This is a genomic window from Vibrio lentus (genome assembly GCF_002875945.1).
Taxonomy (GTDB): domain Bacteria; phylum Pseudomonadota; class Gammaproteobacteria; order Enterobacterales; family Vibrionaceae; genus Vibrio; species Vibrio apostichopi.
The window spans coordinates 1-18,866 of the sequence record NZ_MCZK01000157.1; the positions used below are offsets into that span (position 1 = coordinate 1).

General features: G+C 45.5%; 17 protein-coding genes and 1 riboswitch. Of the genes, 9 read left to right on the top strand and 8 right to left on the bottom strand.

The genetic code is table 11. From position 1 onward, the window contains the following. Nucleotides 1–384: 384 nt before the first annotated feature. The 3 genes from hemG to BCT49_RS19440 are packed head-to-tail and all read right to left on the bottom strand — an operon-like array spanning nucleotide 385 to nucleotide 3,037. Nucleotides 385–912 carry a menaquinone-dependent protoporphyrinogen IX dehydrogenase gene (gene hemG / locus BCT49_RS19430; protein WP_102437568.1) on the bottom strand — a complete coding sequence of 176 codons (528 nt, stop codon included), beginning with the start codon at nucleotides 910–912 and terminating at the stop codon, nucleotides 385–387. A 9-nt stretch (nucleotides 913–921) separates the two neighbouring features. Then, a complete protein-coding gene (locus BCT49_RS19435) occupies nucleotides 922–2,379 on the bottom strand; it encodes a TrkH family potassium uptake protein (protein ID WP_012602960.1) in 1,458 nt (485 codons plus the stop codon). A 34-nt stretch (nucleotides 2,380–2,413) separates the two neighbouring features. Next, complete coding sequence (locus BCT49_RS19440; protein ID WP_102437570.1) at nucleotides 2,414–3,037, bottom strand: YigZ family protein; 624 nt, start codon at nucleotides 3,035–3,037, stop codon at nucleotides 2,414–2,416. A gap of 227 nt (nucleotides 3,038–3,264) precedes the next feature. On the opposite strand from BCT49_RS19440, the gene fadB reads away from it, so the two are divergent. The 3 genes from fadB (at nucleotide 3,265) to BCT49_RS19455 (ending at nucleotide 7,849) form a co-directional block, all read left to right on the top strand. After that, nucleotides 3,265–5,436 (top strand): fatty acid oxidation complex subunit alpha FadB, encoded by a 2,172-nt coding sequence (fadB, locus tag BCT49_RS19445; RefSeq protein ID WP_009848167.1) that lies wholly within the window; start codon nucleotides 3,265–3,267, stop codon nucleotides 5,434–5,436. A gap of 26 nt (nucleotides 5,437–5,462) precedes the next feature. After that, nucleotides 5,463–6,626 carry an acetyl-CoA C-acyltransferase FadA gene (gene fadA, locus BCT49_RS19450; protein WP_065111981.1) on the top strand — a complete coding sequence of 388 codons (1,164 nt, stop codon included), beginning with the start codon at nucleotides 5,463–5,465 and terminating at the stop codon, nucleotides 6,624–6,626. 242 nt (nucleotides 6,627–6,868) lie between these two features. Continuing rightward, complete coding sequence (locus BCT49_RS19455) at nucleotides 6,869–7,849, top strand: MDR family oxidoreductase (protein ID WP_102437572.1); 981 nt, start codon at nucleotides 6,869–6,871, stop codon at nucleotides 7,847–7,849. 109 nt (nucleotides 7,850–7,958) lie between these two features. On the opposite strand, the gene BCT49_RS19460 is transcribed toward BCT49_RS19455, so the two are convergent. Both BCT49_RS19460 and BCT49_RS19465 read right to left on the bottom strand, forming a co-directional pair. Continuing rightward, the gene (locus BCT49_RS19460; protein WP_102437574.1) at nucleotides 7,959–8,900 is read right to left on the bottom strand and encodes a LysR family transcriptional regulator; all 942 of its coding nucleotides are present in this window, start codon (nucleotides 8,898–8,900) and stop codon (nucleotides 7,959–7,961) included. A 156-nt stretch (nucleotides 8,901–9,056) separates the two neighbouring features. Then, nucleotides 9,057–9,242, bottom strand: a complete 186-nt coding sequence (locus BCT49_RS19465; RefSeq protein ID WP_004736674.1) for a hypothetical protein — start codon at nucleotides 9,240–9,242, stop codon at nucleotides 9,057–9,059. Nucleotides 9,243–9,391: 149 nt separating this feature from the next. On the opposite strand from BCT49_RS19465, the gene tusA reads away from it, so the two are divergent. Then, a complete protein-coding gene (gene tusA / locus BCT49_RS19470; RefSeq protein ID WP_017055492.1) occupies nucleotides 9,392–9,643 on the top strand; it encodes a sulfurtransferase TusA in 252 nt (83 codons plus the stop codon). 84 nt (nucleotides 9,644–9,727) lie between these two features. Here the strand turns inward: tusA and BCT49_RS19475 are convergent, their stop codons facing one another. Beyond that, the gene (locus BCT49_RS19475) at nucleotides 9,728–9,982 is read right to left on the bottom strand and encodes a hypothetical protein (protein WP_198595882.1); all 255 of its coding nucleotides are present in this window, start codon (nucleotides 9,980–9,982) and stop codon (nucleotides 9,728–9,730) included. Between the two features lie 151 nt (nucleotides 9,983–10,133). Next, nucleotides 10,134–10,688: a TMEM165/GDT1 family protein gene (locus BCT49_RS19480; RefSeq protein ID WP_102437576.1), complete on the bottom strand. Its 555-nt coding sequence runs from the start codon at nucleotides 10,686–10,688 to the stop codon at nucleotides 10,134–10,136. 34 nt (nucleotides 10,689–10,722) lie between these two features. Then, nucleotides 10,723–10,898, bottom strand: a riboswitch (yybP-ykoY riboswitch). Between the two features lie 210 nt (nucleotides 10,899–11,108). Between BCT49_RS19480 and glyQ the strand changes: the two genes are divergently transcribed. The 4 genes from glyQ (at nucleotide 11,109) to BCT49_RS19500 (ending at nucleotide 17,893) form a co-directional block, all read left to right on the top strand. Continuing rightward, nucleotides 11,109–12,026, top strand: a complete 918-nt coding sequence (gene glyQ / locus BCT49_RS19485; protein ID WP_065111980.1) for a glycine--tRNA ligase subunit alpha — start codon at nucleotides 11,109–11,111, stop codon at nucleotides 12,024–12,026. Between the two features lie 2 nt (nucleotides 12,027–12,028). Further along, nucleotides 12,029–14,095 (top strand): glycine--tRNA ligase subunit beta, encoded by a 2,067-nt coding sequence (gene glyS / locus BCT49_RS19490; protein ID WP_017111755.1) that lies wholly within the window; start codon nucleotides 12,029–12,031, stop codon nucleotides 14,093–14,095. Nucleotides 14,096–14,297: 202 nt separating this feature from the next. Beyond that, entirely contained in the window at nucleotides 14,298–16,385 is a 2,088-nt protein-coding gene (locus BCT49_RS19495) for an alpha-amylase (RefSeq protein ID WP_102437578.1), read from the top strand. Nucleotides 16,386–16,639: 254 nt separating this feature from the next. Then, complete coding sequence (locus BCT49_RS19500; protein WP_102437592.1) at nucleotides 16,640–17,893, top strand: valine--pyruvate transaminase; 1,254 nt, start codon at nucleotides 16,640–16,642, stop codon at nucleotides 17,891–17,893. Nucleotides 17,894–18,012: 119 nt separating this feature from the next. On the opposite strand, the gene BCT49_RS19505 is transcribed toward BCT49_RS19500, so the two are convergent. Further along, nucleotides 18,013–18,447, bottom strand: coding sequence for an Hsp20 family protein (locus tag BCT49_RS19505; RefSeq protein ID WP_017107513.1), 435 nt, complete (start codon nucleotides 18,445–18,447; stop codon nucleotides 18,013–18,015). A gap of 142 nt (nucleotides 18,448–18,589) precedes the next feature. Between BCT49_RS19505 and BCT49_RS26310 the strand changes: the two genes are divergently transcribed. Continuing rightward, a complete protein-coding gene (locus tag BCT49_RS26310) occupies nucleotides 18,590–18,712 on the top strand; it encodes a hypothetical protein (RefSeq protein WP_255312749.1) in 123 nt (40 codons plus the stop codon). Nucleotides 18,713–18,866 lie beyond the last annotated feature (154 nt).

Consider the following 18,866-nt stretch of genomic DNA (forward strand, 5'->3'; position numbering starts at 1 on the left):
AGTTCATTGAAATCAATTTTGATTCCGAAGAATCTGTTTTATCTAACGATAAAACGTTTTGATATTCATCAACGAGTGCCCACACAGATTGATAGGTTTAAATTGTTAAAGAGCTTTTCCTTTTTGAGCTTCGCTCAAATCGGACGGCCATTTTAGCGATTTAAGTTTTAGTGTCAACCACTATTTTCAAAACTTTTTTCAAGCGCTTAGCTTGGCTAATTTGACCTGCTGATTCGTTTTGGTTTCTTTCGAAGCCTTCCCGTTTCAACGAGGTGGCATTATAGAGATTTCGATCACACTGGCAAGCCCTTTTTGAAGTTTTTCTCGTTTTTTTATTCGTTCGATTAAAAAGAACTCAAAACGCCTCAAAAGTAGGCTTTTATCTTACATATTCTTTAGTTTTTCAGTGAACAAAGAGACTTTTTCCCAGTTCGTGTACTCAACTTCCTTGGTTGTATCCGTTTCTCCACCTGTCATATTCATAATGAAGCGAATCATGGTTTTATCGAACCAATTATAACGAGGGTAATAGAGGGCACCCGCGAATACACCGATCAAAGTCGGCTGCCACGGTGACTTGAGAAGAAACTTCTTAATATAAGCGCTACCTTCTGGGGTATCTTTACCTTGGTCTTCTTTACGAGCCGTTAAGTTAACGCAGAAGAAAGCGACCTTGTTTGATTGCAGCTGAGCAAGATTGGCATCAATAAACTGGTATAGCTTCTTATTAAGGTGACCGTAACGAATAGATGCACCAATCAACACTCTGTCGTACTGAGCAAAGTCGACATTATTAACAGTGTGCAGATCTTGAAGCTCACATTCGAACTCATTCATTTCTTCTTTTATATAGTTCAAGATTTTCTTGGTCTGCCCTTCACGGCTTGAATACAAAAATAGAGCTTTTGCCACGGTATGTCCTTAGCTACGCCAAAACGTAGGGGTCAATAAAATTAATAAGGTGAATATTTCTAAACGGCCAAACAACATAGACACGATCAATACCCACTTTGCTTTGTCATTAACATCGCCAAAGTGCATTGCAACCTCGCCAAGACCAGGACCAAGGTTATTCAATGTTGCCGCTACAGCAGAGAAAGCACTAAGCTCATCCATCCCCGTAGCAATAAGAGCCAACATACAAACCACAAAAACCAATGCGTATGCAGAGAAGAAGCCCCAAACCGCATCAACGACACGTTGTGGTAGTGCCGAACCACCAACCTTGATGGTATAAACAGCTCGCGGGTGAACAAGACGCTTCATTTCACGAGCACCTTGCAAGGTAAGCAGCAATATTCGAATGACTTTCATACCGCCACCCGTTGAACCTGCACACCCACCTATAAAAGAAGAGAACAGAAGCAGCACAGGTAAGAACAACGGCCACTCAGAAAAACCGGTGGTAGTGAAGCCTGCGGTTGTTGAAATAGATACTGTCTGGAACAGCGCCTGATCGAAAGCATCATAATACGAATCGTAAGAGTGATGATTCAGCAGTAATAAGAAACAAACTAAGAACAGGACTACTTGAATAAAGATAAAGGCGCGGAACTCAGGATCTTTCCAATAATACTTAGGATGCACGCCACCTGAAGCAAATGCTGCAAAGTGAAGAGAATAGTTACACGCAGAGATAAGAAGGAACACGACCGTAATCATATTGATAGCAGGGCTATTGAAGTACCCCATACTCGCATCGTGAGTCGAGAAGCCACCAATAGCAATGGTTGAGAAACTGTGGCTGATTGCATCAAAGAAACTCATGCCAGCAAGCCAAAACGCTACCGCACAAGCAATAGTTAAGCTGAGATAGATGTACCAGAGCGCTTTTGCCGTTTCAGCAATGCGCGGGGTCATCTTACTGTCTTTTACAGGGCCCGGGATTTCAGCACGATACAGCTGCATACCACCGATGCCCAGAACCGGGAGGATGGCTACCGCCAATACGATGATACCCATACCACCAAACCATTGCAGGAATTGGCGATAAAATAGAATTGCCTTGGGTAAGTCATCGAGTCCAACAATAACCGTTGCACCTGTCGTTGTTAATGCAGAAAACGATTCAAAAAAGGCATCAGTAACGGAAACGCTCGGATTATCCGCAATCAAAAACGGCAATGCGCCTGCACTGCCGATTACCGTCCAGAACAACACCACAATGAGAAAGCCATCTCGCGCCTTCAATTCATGTTTATAGCGTCGGTTTGGAAACCAGCAAGTTGCTCCACAAAATAATAGAACGAAGAAAGTCGTCACAAATGGCACACCCGCACCATCTCTATAGATCAGTGCGACGAGCGCAGGTGCGAGCATTGATACACTAAAAAGTGCTAATAATAATCCGACGATTCGAATAATTGAGCGAAATTGCATGAGCTATTGAACGAAGCGAAATGCTTCACACTTCCTAGTTGTCTTTGACTTTCGTTACCAGTGCCTTGGCACCGCTTTTATTGATCATGGTTTGGGTAAACGAATCTACCTGAAGGAGCTCTATTTCAATAATAAGCTCAACTTGAACACCATAATCCGCTTGGACTTCAACAGCCTGATGCTGAGCCATAATGGATTGCGCGATTGGCACAAAGCCATAGTCTAACTCTAGCCGTAATTTTGTGGTTATTTTTTTCTCGATAGTTTGAAGCAGCTTGAGAGCTTGTTGTACTCCACCACCGTAAGCCTTTACTAGGCCACCCGTTCCAAGCTTGATTCCGCCAGAATAACGAGTGACAACAGCCGTCAGTTCACCGACACCAGAACCAGACAGTTGCGCCAAAATAGGCTTACCCGCAGTACCAGATGGCTCTCCATCATCACTAAAGCCCCATTTCATTGAGTCTTCAGGTCGCCCTGCAGCAAAACCCCAACAATTATGTCGCGCTGATGAATGCTCTTTTTTTACCTGTTCTACGAACTGTTTAGCAGCTTCTACACTTGGAGTATGAGCAAGATGAGTAATGAAGACGCTCTTCTTTATCTCTTCTTCAAACAGAGCCGACGTAGACGGTATTAAATAGGGCTGTTCATTCATATCGTTAACTTAATTAATAAGAGCGGCGAAGTGTATCACGCGTGAATAATAAGGGTTAGAGGATCTGTGCCATCGCACAATGTTAAACAATTGTTTAAAAAATGTATTGAAATTCACCAAGCAGAGGTACAGACTAAGATAACTGGTCTTACCAGGTATTCTACAATAATAGAAAGATAACAAGATTCTCTCAAACAATCGTGGATTGTATGTCATGGAGATAGACAATGATTTACCAAGCTAACACCTTACAGGTAAAGGAATTACAAGACGGTATTGCAGAGCTTAGCTTCTGTGCGCCAGCCTCTGTAAACAAACTCGACCTTGCTACTTTAGAATCACTAGATAAAGCGTTAGATGCTCTTAATGCTCACGCTGGATTACGTGGTTTAATCTTAACTTCAAACAAAGACGCGTTCATCGTAGGCGCAGACATCACTGAATTTCTTGGCCTATTTGCTAAGCCAGAAGCAGAACTTGATGAATGGTTAAGATTCGCGAATTCAATCTTCAGCAAGCTCGAAGACCTTCCTGTCCCAACTCTTTCAATGATGCGTGGCCATGCCCTAGGTGGCGGCTGTGAATGTGTCTTAGCGACCGATTTCCGTATCGGTGACAAGACCACCAGCATAGGTCTACCAGAAACCAAACTTGGCATCATGCCTGGCTTTGGTGGTTGTGTGCGCCTGCCACGTGTTATCGGTGCTGACAGCGCAATGGAAATTATCACGCAAGGTAAAGCATGCCGTGCCGATGAGGCACTTAAAGTTGGCTTGTTAGATGCGATTGTTGAAACCGATCAACTACTAGAATCAGCGATTAACACTGTTTCTCTAGCAGCCAATGAGAAACTTGATTGGCAGCTACGCCGTAAACAAAAAACATCAGCGCTTTCATTAAGCAAACTAGAAGCGATGATGAGCTTTACTATGGCTAAGGGCTTAGTGGCTCAAAAAGCAGGGCCTCATTACCCAGCACCAATCACTTCGGTTATCGCTATCGAAGAAGCAGCACGTAGCGATCGCGATGCAGCACTAGATATCGAACGTAAACACTTCGTTAAGCTAGCGAAATCTGAAGAAGCAAAAGCATTGGTCGGTCTATTCTTGAATGACCAATACATCAAAGGCCTAGCGAAACAAGCGGGTAAGTCTGCCAACAAAGCGACTGAACGTGCAGCAGTACTTGGCGCTGGCATCATGGGCGGCGGTATTGCTTACCAGTCAGCCTTGAAAGGCGTGCCAGTGATGATGAAAGACATCGCACAAGCATCGCTTGATCTTGGTATGAACGAAGCTTCTAAGCTGTTGAATAAACGCTTATCGCGCGGCCGCCTAGATGGGTTCAAGATGGCAGGCATTCTGTCTTCTATTACTCCAAGCCTACATTACGCAGGTGTTGAGCAGTCAGATGTGATTGTGGAAGCAGTTGTAGAGAACCCTAAAGTAAAGGCAGCCGTACTGAGCGAAGTGGAAGGTTTGGTTGGTGAAGACACGGTTCTAACATCAAATACCTCAACGATTCCGATTAACCTGTTAGCGAAATCTTTGAAGCGTCCAGAGAATTTCTGTGGCATGCACTTCTTTAACCCAGTGCACCGCATGCCTTTGGTTGAGATCATCCGTGGCGAGCATACTTCTGAAGAAACGATCAATCGCGTGGTTGCTTACGCAGCGAAGATGGGTAAATCCCCTATCGTTGTTAACGACTGTCCAGGCTTCTTCGTTAACCGTGTACTTTTCCCTTACTTTGGCGGTTTCAGCATGTTGCTACGCGACGGTGCTGATTTCACTAAGATCGATAAAGTCATGGAGCGCAAGTTCGGTTGGCCAATGGGCCCTGCTTACTTGCTAGACGTTGTAGGTTTAGACACAGCACACCATGCACAAGCAGTAATGGCGCAAGGTTTCCCTGAGCGCATGGGTAAAGAAGGTCGTGATGCGATTGACGCACTTTACGTCGCTGAAAAATACGGCCAGAAGAACGGCAGCGGTTTCTACACGTACAGCGTAGACAAACGCGGTCGTCCGAAGAAAACTTTCTCTGAAGACATTCTTCCTATCTTGGCTGACGTATGCCAACAGCCACAAGACTTTGATGACCAGACAATTATCCAACGTGTGATGATTCCTATGATCAACGAAGTGGTGCTTTGTTTAGAAGAAGGCATCATCGCGACACCACAAGAAGCGGATATGGCACTGGTTTACGGTTTAGGCTTCCCTCCATTCAGAGGCGGCGTATTCCGCTACTTAGACAGTGTGGGTATTGGTAACTTCGTTGAAATGGCGAAGAGCTATCAAGACTTAGGTGCAATGTACCAAGTTCCTCAACTATTACTTGATATGGCAGCGAAAGGCGAAAGCTTTTACGACGGCCAACAAGCCAGTTCTCTGTAACCCACATTTGGAAAAGGAATAGCAAAATGAATAATGTAGTTGTTGTTGATTGCCTTCGTACCCCAATGGGACGTTCCAAAGGTGGAGCTTTCCGTCACACTCGTGCTGAAGATCTATCGGCACATTTGATGAAAGGCATTTTAGAGCGCAACCCAGAAGTAAACCCTGTCGAAATTGAAGACATTTACTGGGGTTGTGTACAACAAACGCTAGAGCAAGGCTTTAACGTGGCTCGTAACGCTGCTTTGCTTGCTGGCCTACCGATTGAAATTGGTGCCGTAACGGTGAACCGTTTATGTGGTTCATCTATGCAAGCTTTGCATGATGCTGCTCGTTCAATCATGGTTGGAGATGCGGAAATCTGCTTGATCGGTGGTGTAGAACACATGGGGCATGTACCTATGAACCACGGTGTCGATTTCCACCCAGGCATGTCTAAGCACGTAGCAAAAGCAGCAGGAATGATGGGCCTAACGGCTGAGATGCTTGGCAAGATGCATGGCATCAGCCGTGAAGACCAAGATGCCTTCGCTGCTCGTTCACACGCTAGAGCACAAGCTGCAACAGTAGAAGGTCGTTTCAAGAACGAAATCCTACCAACAGAAGCTCACGCAGCAGACGGTTCACTGTTCACTCTGGATTACGATGAAGTTATTCGCCCAGAAACAACGGTTGAAGGTCTATCTCAACTTCGTCCTGTATTCGACCCAGCTAACGGCACGGTAACAGCAGGTACTTCATCAGCATTGTCTGATGGTGCATCGGCAATGCTGATCATGAGTGAAGATAAAGCCAACGCGCTTGGCCTTAAGATCCGCGCTCGCGTGAAGTCGATGGCTATCGCAGGTTGTGATCCTTCAATCATGGGTTACGGCCCAGTACCGGCGACTCAAAAAGCGTTAAAACGTGCAGGTCTGAACATTGAAGATATGGGCGTTATTGAACTCAACGAAGCGTTCGCTGCTCAATCTCTGCCATGTGCTAAAGACCTAGGTCTGTTGGATGTGGTTGATGAGAAAGTTAACCTTAACGGCGGTGCGATTGCACTCGGTCACCCACTGGGTTGTTCTGGCTCTCGTATATCGACCACCCTAATCAACCTAATGGAAGCGCAAGACGTGAAATACGGCTTAGCGACCATGTGTATTGGTTTAGGCCAAGGTATTGCAACGGTATTTGAACGCCCATAGCGATCACTGACAGTAATACTTGAAGGGTAATCTTTTGTGCAGCTATATTTATATAGCTGCACTTTTTATTACTCGGTATCCGATAATCTATCGATTCGTTAAGCGAACTTGGCAAAAGAAAAAGCACCACCTACATCTATGCACAAAATGCATAGATTCAATGTTGATGTTTCATTATTTTTTCTCCAACGATTCAACTAAAGTTACTTCAGTTTCCTAATATTCCTCCTACGGAGCAGATCATGTTTAAAGCACTTGTACTAAACCAAGAAGACAAAAAAACTATCGCATCAGTTTCTCAAATTGATGAGTCTCAACTACCAGAAGGTAACGTGAAGGTTGATGTGAGCTACTCTTCTTTAAACTACAAAGATGGTTTAGCGATAACAGGTAAAGGGCGCATTGTTCGCAACTTCCCTATGGTTCCTGGTATCGACCTTTCTGGTGTGGTTTCACAATCTGATGACCCGCGCTACAAAGCAGGCGACGAAGTTGTTCTAACGGGTTGGGGTGTTGGTGAAGGCCACTGGGGCGGTATGGCTGAGAAAGCGAGCCTAAATGGTGACTGGTTAGTGCCAATGCCTGCAGGTCTAGACGCTAAGAAAGTCATGGCGATTGGTACAGCTGGCTTCACCGCTATGCTTTGTGTGCAAGCTATCGTAGATGCTGGTATCAAACCTGAAGACGGTGAAATCCTAGTAACCGGTGCAAGTGGTGGTGTAGGCAGCGTGTCTATCACTCTACTTAACCAACTGGGCTACAAAGTGGCAGCAGTGACTGGCCGTGCTTCAGAAAATGGCGAGCTTCTAAAATCACTAGGCGCGACACGCATTGTTGAGCGTGCTGAACTAGAAGAACCAGCAAAACCACTTGAGAAACAACTGTGGGCTGGTGCTATCGATACAGTAGGCAGCAAAGTACTTGCGAAAGTATTGGCGCAAATTGATTACAACGGTGCGGTTGCAATGTGTGGCCTAGCAGGCGGCTTTGACTTACCAACTACGGTAATGCCATTCATTCTGCGTAACGTTCGCCTACAAGGTGTTGATTCAGTAATGTGCCCTCGTGAGGAACGTATTAAAGCGTGGGAACAACTTGCTGAGCTGCTACCTGAATCTTTCTACGGCCAAGCTACTAAAGAAGTATCTTTAGATGGCGCTATTGAAGCTGCAGAAGACATCACTAACGGTCAAATCACTGGTCGCGTAGTTATAAAGCTTTAATAATCAGCTAAAGCTCAAATATCCTAGAACAACAAAGGGCTGATAGTAATCAGCCCTTTTGCGTTTTCGTCATTGAGATCGAGTAAACCAAAGCTAGATCTAAGTTAAGTTACCCCAAGCCAACATCCGCAATACGCTTCTGAATCAACTCACCACACTCCTCTTTTACCACCCTTCTTAACCATTGTTGCGAGGCAGAAGAATCGCAGCGTGAGTGCCAGATCAGCGAGTAGTCAAACGGCACAAACTCAAATGGCAGCGGCTTAACGACTAAGTCATAACGCTCTGCCACTAAATAAGCTAAATCAGCAGGTACAGTAATCACCAATGGCATTCTATCGACAATCGCTAATGCAGCTTCGAGGTGATAAGCGCGCAGCACCATTTTGCGAGGCTGTTGATTAGCTAAAGCGTTATCGAGTAAAGCCTTAACACCATCACTGATCGCAATCATCGCGTGAGGTAAAGAAACATAATCTTCAAGACTTAACGATCGATCGGCTAACGGATGATTTTTAGATAACAAACATGATACACCCACCGGCCCCAATACTTCTTGATGAAGTGGTGCGATGCTGCCGCTCGGGCGACAAATCGCCATATCAACACGTTCGGTACTGAGCTGCTTAAACAAATGCTCATGCTGCAGTGGTGCAAACTCCAAAGAAATGTTCGGCGCTTGCTCATAAATCTTCGGCAGAGCATAAGGCAAGATGGTTTGCATCGCGTAGTCAGTGGTCGCGATCAGAAAACGCTCACTGCAATAATAAGGGTCGAAATCACTCGGACTCAATAGTTGGCGAAAAGACTCCAAAGGCTGATCAATACGCTGGCTTATCTCGAGTGCTTTCTTGGTGGGAATAAGGTGCTGACCTTGGCGTGTAAACAAGGGATCGTTGAGTAGTTCTCTTAAGCGACCTAATACTCGGCTGGTTGCCGATTGGCTTAGGTTAAGACGAAGCGCAGCCTGACTAACACTGCCCTCTTCAATCAATACCTTTAAGGCGACCAGTAAATTCAGGTCTCTACGATAGATGTCTTCTAATTCCACGCCACTTACCTAGCTGTATACAATTATCATTGGTCACTAAGTTGTTTATAGCATGCTTTAGATAAAAAAAATCCCGCAATTACGCGGGGAAGCCCAAGAAAATCTGGGGATAGTGTCGGAATGTTGTCGTATCGGAATTTGCTTGTTGTATCCGGGTTAGTGCTCTTGCTCCTCGGCTATGCCTTGCCAACGGCGCATCTCTACCCAGATACCAATAATCGTTGCTACTATGCCAAAGATTGGCATTAGAGAGGTCTCTGTCGATGAGCGTAGTACTAACGCACAAAAAGAAATAAAACAGAGAACTGAATAAATTGTTAATCTATCTAATCCTGTCAACATCGCCACTCCTTAGCTAGTTGCCCTTGTTACAAGTTGTTATCAACTTGTTAACTAAGTTATAGGAAATGATTCTGTTTGCCAAGCACTTATTGCATATTTTTTCTGCAGACGTATTATTCACTCGTTAGATAGATATAGAGATACAAACCATGACATTCAAACCTGAACTGGCAACCCACACTTTAGAAGCTGAAGGCCTACGTTGCCCAGAACCAGTAATGATGGTCAGGAAGACAATTAGAAACATGCAGGATGGCGATGTGTTACTGGTAAAAGCAGACGATCCTTCGACAACTCGTGATATTCCGAGTTTTTGTCGTTTTATGGATCATCAGTTAGTCGGCCAAGCGACTGAAGCTTTGCCTTACCAATATTTGATAAGAAAAGGTCTGGAGGCATAAAGCCTCACCTAAATATCAAGCATCAAAAAAGCCGCTCGTACCTTATGTTCTTCAACAGAACTCAGAGTACGAGCGGCTTTTTGTTTATTCGTTTCTAGATTTGCTTTGCAGATGCTCAAGCTGATGCTGAATTTCTCGGATATCTTTTCGCATAGGAATAATATGCGCGACCCGAATCCAAGCTTCTACCGCAAGCCCGGTCATGATCATCGAACCCGCCACCATTGGTAGCCACATGTCCGTCAACACCATGCCTAATAGTGTAAGTGCAAGACCAAAGGTAAAGAGATAACTTTGGCTTTGTGGAGTAATACCCATATAACGCGTCAACATAATCATGCCCTCGTGTTCTTAACTCACAAGATTAAAATATCATGACAAGTATGACAGTTATATGTCCATTCTCTCGATAAACCCCACAATACTGTAAGAGTATGACCTGCAACACATTACTCTACTGGTTGAGTATAATAAGACTCAATACTACCGCTTAATAGAACGCCGCTGCGATAGCCAAACCCACGAATAACAAGGCCGTGATCTTGCGAATCAGGTCAAGTGGCATCTTATCTGCCGATAGTTTACCAATGATCACCACGGGCACGTTCGCCAGCAACATACCAATGGTAGTACCGAGTATTACCCACGTTAAAGCATCCGAATATTGAGCTCCTAGAATAGAGGTCGCTATCTGGGTCTTATCACCAATCTCAGCGATGAAGAAAGCGATAAAACTGGCGACAAATGGCCCTCGGTTCGAGATCTGCTCATCATCGTCTAATTTATCAGGGATCAGAATCCAGCCCGCCATCGCAATGAAGCTGACCACCAGCACCCACTTTAAAACTTCTGGCGACAGGTAATCTGCAATCACCACACCGAGCCATGCAGCGAGGGCATGATTGGCGATAGTGGCAAAGAAAATAGCAGCAATGATCGGTATCGGTTTTCGATATCGACTGGCTAATAAAAGGGACAGCAACTGGGTTTTATCACCGATCTCGGCAAGGGCCACAGTTGTAATTGAAATAGCTAAAACGCTCACGACATGCTCATTTGGGATGGAGATTATTATATTTAACCAAAGACAAACCTCGCGCCCCATCCCGGTTCACGATGCTTGTCTAAGGTCTTGCTAAGCGCCACCAAGGTGGTGGTTGCCTCGAACGCCATGATGATTTTGCATCAATTATGTTGACGGACGAACTCATTCAATAGGATATGAATAAGTAAGCTACTCCCCAAAGACCGCGAGATTTTAATCACCCACGCTTTCAAACACAAGTGTCAAAGTTATCAAAATATCCACTTGTGCCGAAAAACAAACATTAAAGGCAAAAAAATCCACTAAACGACATTTTAGACCACTAATTAAACAAGATTACCCCTACTCGCTTTACCAATATCTCGGTATACTCAGAGGTTATTTTTATCATTCATTTAAAAGAATCGCGCGAACCTGACTATGCAAAAATACGATATCAAAACCTTCCAGGGAATGATCCTCGCGCTGCAGGATTACTGGGCACAAAACGGTTGTACCATTGTTCAACCACTAGATATGGAAGTAGGTGCTGGCACCTCTCACCCAATGACATGTCTACGTGCACTTGGCCCAGAGCCAATGTCTACGGCATACGTTCAACCTTCTCGTCGTCCGACCGATGGTCGTTACGGTGAAAACCCGAACCGCCTGCAGCACTACTATCAATTCCAAGTAGCTCTAAAACCTTCTCCAGATAACATCCAGGAGTTGTACTTAGGCTCTCTTGAAGTTCTTGGTGTCGATCCACTTGTTCACGATATTCGCTTCGTAGAAGACAACTGGGAAAACCCAACGCTAGGCGCATGGGGTCTTGGTTGGGAAGTATGGCTAAACGGTATGGAAGTGACTCAATTCACTTACTTCCAACAAGTTGGCGGTCTTGAGTGTAAGCCAGTAACGGGTGAGATCACTTACGGTATCGAGCGTCTAGCAATGTACATCCAAGAAGTAGACTCTGTTTACGACCTAGTATGGAACGTAGCACCAGACGGCTCTAACGTAACTTACGGTGACATCTTCCACCAAAACGAAGTTGAGCAATCAACGTACAACTTCGAGCACGCAGACGTAGATTTCCTATTCACTTTCTTCGACCAGTGCGAAAAAGAGTGTAAAGAGCTACTTGAGCTTGAGAAGCCACTGCCGCTTCCAGCTTACGAGCGCATTCTAAAAGCAGGTCACGCATTCAACATCCTTGATGCGCGTAAAGCTATCTCTGTAACAGAGCGTCAACGTTACATCCTTCGTATCCGCAACCTGACTAAAGCTGTTGCAGAAGCGTACTACGCGTCACGTGAAGCACTTGGCTTCCCAATGTGTAAGAAGGAAGGTAAATAATCATGGCGAAGAATTTTCTAATTGAACTAGGTACGGAAGAGCTTCCACCAACGGCACTTCGTTCTCTAGCAGAAGCCTTTGCTTCTAACTTTGAAGCGGGCCTTAAAACTGCTGAGCTTTCTCACGAAGGCATCAAGTGGTACGCAGCACCTCGTCGTCTAGCACTTAAAGTGACTGCACTGGCTGAAGGCCAAGCAGACAAAGTCGTTGAGAAGCGCGGTCCTGCAATTTCTGTGGCATTCGATGCTGAAGGCAATGCGACGAAAGCTGCACAAGGTTGGGCGCGTGGTAACGGTATTACTGTTGAGCAAGCTGACCGTCTGAAAACAGACAAAGGCGAGTGGCTTCTTTTCAAACAAGAAGTGGCTGGCAAACCAGTTCAAGAATTGGTAATGGACATCGCTGCGAAAGCACTGGCTGGCCTACCAATTCCTAAAGCAATGCGCTGGGGTAACTCAGACATTCAATTTATCCGTCCAGTGAAAACACTGACAGTACTACTAGGTGATGAGCTTGTTGAAGGCAAAATCCTAGGCGTAGCTTCTGCTCGTACTATCCGTGGCCACCGTTTCATGGGCGAACAAGAGTTCACAATCGATTCTGCTGACCAATACCCTGCGATCTTAGAAGAGCGCGGTAAAGTAATGGCAGATTACGATGCGCGTAAAGCGATCATCCTTGCTGATGCTAAAAAAGCAGCAGACGCAGTTGGCGGTATTGCTGATCTAGAAGATGACCTTGTTGAAGAAGTTACCTCTTTGGTTGAATGGCCAGTAGTGCTTACTGCTAAGTTTGAGCAAGAGTTCCTAAAAGTGCCTTCTGAAGCCTTGGTTTACACCATGAAAGGCGACCAGAAATACTTCCCAGTGTATGACGCTGATAAAAACCTTCTGCCAAACTTCATCTTCGTTTCGAACATCGAGTCTAAAGAGCCTCGTCACGTCATCGAAGGTAACGAGAAGGTTGTACGTCCACGTCTTGCTGATGCTGAGTTCTTCTTCAACACAGACCGTAAGCGTCCACTGATCGACCGTCTTGCTGAACTAGACCAAGCTATCTTCCAGAAGCAACTGGGGACGATCAAAGACAAAACCGACCGCATCACAGAGCTTGCTGGCTACATTGCTGAGCAAATCGATGCTGACGTTGAGAAATCTAAGCGTGCAGGCCTACTGGCTAAGTGTGACCTAATGACATCTATGGTATTCGAATTTACGGATACTCAAGGTGTGATGGGTATGCACTACGCGACTCACGATGGTGAAGACGAGCAAGTAGCACTGGCACTTTACGAGCAGTACATGCCTCGTTTCGCGGGTGACACATTGCCAAGCACTGGTATTTCATCAGCAGTAGCAATGGCAGACAAGCTAGACACTATCGTAGGTATCTTCGGTATTGGCCAAGCTCCAAAAGGTTCTGACCCATTCGCTCTACGTCGTGCATCACTAGGTGTGCTACGTATCATCGTTGAAAACGGCTACAACCTAGACCTAACCGATCTAATCGGTAAAGCGAAAGAGCTACTAGGCGACAAGCTAACTAACGACAACGTTGAAGCTGACGTTATCGACTTCATGCTAGGTCGTTTCCGCGCATGGTACCAAGATGCTGGTTTCAGCGTTGATATCATCCAAGCGGTACTAGCACGTCGTCCAACTAAGCCAGCAGACTTTGACCAACGTGTTAAAGCGGTTTCTCACTTCCGTGAACTGGAAGCAGCAGAAGCACTAGCAGCAGCGAACAAGCGTGTAGGTAACATCCTTGCGAAATTTGATGGCGAGCTACCAGCTGAAATCGACCTAACGCTCCTTCAAGAAGACGCAGAGAAAGCACTAGCTGAGAACGTTGAAGTAATGACGGAAGCACTAGAGCCAGCATTCGCAACAGGTAACTACCAAGAAGCCCTAAGCAAGCTTGCTGACCTACGTGAACCCGTTGATGCATTCTTCGATAACGTAATGGTTATGGCTGATGACGAAGCGCTTAAGAAAAACCGTCTAACGCTACTGAACAACCTACGTAACCTGTTCCTACAGATTGCTGATATCTCTCTACTGCAAAAATAAGCACGAGTGAGACAGTTGCTCTAAGCCATACTCTGAGTAACTAACGGGAAACACCCAAAGGGAAGCGAAAGCTTCCCTTTTTGTTTTTGTGAACCAAGCATTTGTTTGTAGAGGTGTTATTGATTAACTGAATGAATCAGCACTCAGACTGTAGAGGGCATTATTTGCTATAAATAACCTGTTTATTCAGGGGAAGGGAACAATGAAAAAAACAGTACTCGCGCTTTCAATACTCGCACTCAGCGCATGCAGCCAAACCAGTGACAACAATCTACTGCTGACGATTGATAACGACACGATCGTATTTGAATCGACAGGTAAAGGCACCGTGATCGCAGAACAAGAGCTCGCTAAAGGTAGCTATACCTTCTCTATCAGCGACGCTCAAAATACCTGTGGCACCAACTTTGCGCTGGCTGAAGAGAGTCGCATCAAATTCAATAAACCCCTTCGCCTAGACGATTGTGCCGATAAGTCTGAAATAGATATTAAGGTCTTTCGCGCTAACACCTACCAGTTTACGCTCAACCCTCAGACTAATGAGCTGACGGTTCAGATAAAGCCAAAGCAGCAACAAGTACAAAGTTTTGCCTGCCCAGTACCTAGTGACCAGCCAACCACCATCGATGTTACTCAAACCTTTGATGAAGGTACCTTAGTTAGAGATGCTCTTTCAGGCAAACAAGTCACAGTTACCAATGGCAGCGTCATCATGCAGCCAGCAGAAAATAGCCAAGGCGTTTTGCTACTTGAGAAAGTAGAACCTGAAACCAAAGCTGAATTTAGTTGGGATAACGCCACGGTTTACTTCGTGATGACCGACCGCTTCCATAACGGCAATCCTGATAACGACAACAGTTACGGGCGCAGCCAAGACGGACAAGATGAAATAGGCACCTTCCACGGTGGTGACCTGGCAGGCTTAACCGAAAAACTCGACTACATTGAATCACTCGGCGCCAATGCTATTTGGATTACCTCTCCACTAGAGCAAATCCACGGCTGGGTTGGCGGTGGTGATCGCGGTGACTTCAAACATTACGGCTACCATGGCTACTACCATCAAGACTGGACCAAACTTGACGACAACATGGGTACCGAAGACGAGCTAAAAACCTTCATCGATACCGCCCACAGCAAAGGCATTCGCGTCGTCTGGGACGTGGTAATGAACCACACAGGCTATGCGACACTTGCTGATATGCAAGAGTTCGACTTTGGAAAACTCAACCTTACTGATGAACAAGCTAAACAAACCCTTGGTGAAAACTGGACAGACTGGCAACCAGAAGCCGGCCAGAATTGGCACTACTTCAATAACTACATCTCTTACAGCGATAAAGAAGCGTGGGAAAAATGGTGGGGGAAAGCTTGGCTACGCAGCGATATCGGCGCTTATGACTCTCCAGGTTACAACAACCTGACCATGTCTTTGGCACACCTGCCCGACTTCAAAACAGAATCGACAGAGACAACCGGGCTACCTAATTTCTATCGCAACAAGTCCACCAGCGCGACCGATGAACTTAAAACGCCTCGTGAACATCTAATCACTTGGTTATCTGATTGGGTGCGCGAATACGGCGTTGATGGCTTTAGGGTTGATACCGCCAAGCACGTTGAACTGGACGCTTGGGCTGAATTGAAGGAAAGCACCAATCAAGCACTAGCTGAATGGAAACAGAATAACCCAGACAAAGCCTTAGATGACTTACCCTTCTGGATGACAGGCGAAGTGTGGGCACATAGCGTGGTGAAATCAGATTACTTCGCTAACGGTTTTGATTCGATCATCAACTTTGAATTCCAAAGCGATATCGCACCAAAGGCGCTTAAGTGTCTATCCGATCTCGATGCTGATTACCTCCGCTACGCAGAGAAGATCAACAGTGACAGCGAGTTCAACGTGTTGAGTTACCTATCGTCTCACGATACCTCGCTATTCTGGACACAGCACGGCAGTGACTTTGCTAAACAAACCAAAGCCGCGAATGCATTAATGCTTGCTCCGGGTGCAGTGCAGATCTATTACGGTGATGAAATCGCCCGTGACTTTGGTCCAACAGGTTCCGATCCAATGCAAGGCACGCGTTCAGACATGCCTTGGGATCAAATCACAGGCGAACGAGCGCAGCTGTTAGAACACTGGCAAACCCTTGGCCAATTCCGCCAACGCCACCCAGCTGTCGCTCAAGGTAAGCACATCATCCGCAACAGCAAGGGCTATTACGCCTTCGAACGCCAATATAAAGATGACAAGGTGTTGGTTGTCTATACCGGCGCTAAATAAACGCTGATAGAAATAAACCGTAGAAACTAAAAGGAGAAGCTCAGCTTCTCCTTTTTTGATCACAAAACACTCGTTCAATAAGAAAGCGAACACTCATTAGCTAAACTTTATAGAAGTTTTTTTCGTGTTAGAGCATTTGGCGCTATGCGTCGCAAAAACATTGCGGTATGTTCAAGGAATACACTGATGGCAGGCATAAGGCCTGCCTTAATGACACATAACAAGCAATCACAATGAATTAGGTAAAATAAGTAATGCAGTTCTCTAAGTTTGGTGAAAAGTTTAATCGTTACTCTGGAATCACTCGTTTAATGGATGATTTGAATGATGGCCTGCGCACTCCTGGCGCAATCATGCTCGGTGGTGGTAATCCAGCCGCTATCCCAGCCATGCTCGATTACTTTAACCAAGCCAGTGCCGACATGCTCGCCAGTGGAGAACTCATCGCCGCCCTCGCCAACTACGATGGTCCGCAGGGCAAAGACAGCTTCATTAAGTCATTAGCGGCGATGCTAAAAGAGACTTATGGCTGGGACATCAGCGAGAAGAACATCAGCCTGACTAATGGTAGTCAGAGCGGCTTCTTTTACCTATTCAACCTGTTAGCGGGTCAACAGCCAGACGGTTCACACAAGAAAATCCTACTGCCGATCGCACCGGAATACATCGGCTACGGCGATGCTGGCATTGATGACGATATCTTTATCTCTTACCACCCAGAGATCGAGCTGCTTGAAAACAGACAGTTCAAATACCACGTCGATTTTGAACAGCTAAAGGTTGATGACTCGGTTGCCGCTATCTGCGCCTCTCGTCCAACCAACCCAACGGGTAACGTACTGACCGACGAAGAAGTGCGTAAGCTCGATAAGCTGGCGCGTGAAAACAACATCCCGCTACTGATCGACAATGCCTACGGCCTGCCGTTTCCAAACATCATCTTTGAAGATGTAGAACCGTTCTGGAATGAAAATACCATTCTGTGCATGAGCTTATCTAAACTCGGCTTGCCGGGTGTGCGTTGCGGTATCGTGATTGCGAGCGAAGAGGTCACACAAGCGCTGACTAACATGAATGGCATTATCAGCCTAGCGCCAAGCAGCGTTGGTCCTGCAATTGCTAACCACATGATTGAGAACGGCGACCTACTGCGTTTAAGCAGCGAAGTGATTAAGCCTTTCTACAAAGAGAAATCTTTGCGCGCGGTTGAGTTGTTACAACAAGCTATCGATGACCCACGCTTCCGTATTCACAAACCGGAAGGCGCTATCTTCTTGTGGTTATGGTTTGATGAACTGCCGATCACCACTATGGAACTGTACGACCGCCTCAAAGCTCGCGGCGTATTGATTGTTCCGGGTGAATACTTCTTTATCGGTCAAGAAGACGAGTGGGATCATGCTCACCAGTGCTTGCGCATGAACTACGTACAAGACGATGAAGCGATGCAGAAAGGCATTAAGATTATCGCAGAAGAAGTGAAAAAAGCTTACTCAGAACAGCAATAAGACCTTTTAGCTTCCTGCAACCCAAATACAAAAAGAGCACCGACCTTCTTCAAGGTACTGGTGCTCTTTCACTTCTACTTCCCGATACGCTTTAACTCAATTGAGCTAAGCCAATAGCTTTAGCCTTCTAGTAGGCTATTACCATTAATAGCAATCTTACGTGGTTGCATCGCTTCTGGGATTTCACGTTCTAGGTCGATGTGAAGAAGACCATTTTCCATGCTTGCGCCCACCACTTTTACGTAGTCAGCCAGTTGGAATTTGCGTTCGAAATCGCGCTCTGCAATACCTTGGTATACGAAGGTTTTTTCGGCTTCTGCTTTACGCTCACCTTTAACAATTAGCATGTTCTCTTTTTGAGTAAGGTCTAATTGATCATCTGCAAAACCAGCGACTGCCATAGTAATACGGTAGTTGTTCTCGTCTTTTTGCTCGATGTTATACGGAGGGTAACCGCCAGAAGTATTTTTCGACGTGTTCGATTCCATCATGTTGAATAGACGATCGAAGCCGATTGCGTTGCGGTAAAGTGGAGTGAAATCTACAGTTCTCATAATGCTATCCTTTTAGTAAGCAATAGTCTTAGCTGTGATTTTTACTGAGATCGAACCTGTGAGTGATTCAGTAAACAGCTAAGGGATTCAGTTCGCATTCCACGGGTTTCACCTCTATTGGCGACAACGCTGGGACATGGCAATGAATCAATTTTTAAGTTGTGTGCTGCCAAAGTTATCCTCTATTGAGCGATACTTCGTTAGCGGTAATGAAGGTTCTGTTTCTTCTCTTGTAGAGCAAGACAGTCATCCTCTTCACAACTAGATATGTGGATTGAGCAAAATAGTTTCAAGGGATTATTTTCAATTATTTTTCCAATCCAATATTTTTCAATCACTTAATAACAAAAAAGACCGTCATTTCTGACAGTCTTTTCAATAAGATATTGAGTTTTTTGAGACGAAGCTATTTCGTTTTA

Coding starts and splice junctions, on each gene's coding strand:
- BCT49_RS19435 (WP_012602960.1), bottom strand. CDS start 2,379: ATGCAATTTCGCTCAATTATTCGAATCGTCGGATTATTATTAGCACTT.
- BCT49_RS19440 (WP_102437570.1), bottom strand. CDS start 3,037: ATGAATGAACAGCCCTATTTAATACCGTCTACGTCGGCTCTGTTTGAA.
- fadB (WP_009848167.1), top strand. CDS start 3,265: ATGATTTACCAAGCTAACACCTTACAGGTAAAGGAATTACAAGACGGT.
- fadA (WP_065111981.1), top strand. CDS start 5,463: ATGAATAATGTAGTTGTTGTTGATTGCCTTCGTACCCCAATGGGACGT.
- BCT49_RS19455 (WP_102437572.1), top strand. CDS start 6,869: ATGTTTAAAGCACTTGTACTAAACCAAGAAGACAAAAAAACTATCGCA.
- BCT49_RS19465 (WP_004736674.1), bottom strand. CDS start 9,242: ATGTTGACAGGATTAGATAGATTAACAATTTATTCAGTTCTCTGTTTT.
- tusA (WP_017055492.1), top strand. CDS start 9,392: ATGACATTCAAACCTGAACTGGCAACCCACACTTTAGAAGCTGAAGGC.
- BCT49_RS19475 (WP_198595882.1), bottom strand. CDS start 9,982: ATGATTATGTTGACGCGTTATATGGGTATTACTCCACAAAGCCAAAGT.
- glyQ (WP_065111980.1), top strand. CDS start 11,109: ATGCAAAAATACGATATCAAAACCTTCCAGGGAATGATCCTCGCGCTG.
- glyS (WP_017111755.1), top strand. CDS start 12,029: ATGGCGAAGAATTTTCTAATTGAACTAGGTACGGAAGAGCTTCCACCA.
- BCT49_RS19495 (WP_102437578.1), top strand. CDS start 14,298: ATGAAAAAAACAGTACTCGCGCTTTCAATACTCGCACTCAGCGCATGC.
- BCT49_RS19500 (WP_102437592.1), top strand. CDS start 16,640: ATGCAGTTCTCTAAGTTTGGTGAAAAGTTTAATCGTTACTCTGGAATC.
- BCT49_RS19505 (WP_017107513.1), bottom strand. CDS start 18,447: ATGAGAACTGTAGATTTCACTCCACTTTACCGCAACGCAATCGGCTTC.
- BCT49_RS26310 (WP_255312749.1), top strand. CDS start 18,590: ATGAATCAATTTTTAAGTTGTGTGCTGCCAAAGTTATCCTCTATTGAG.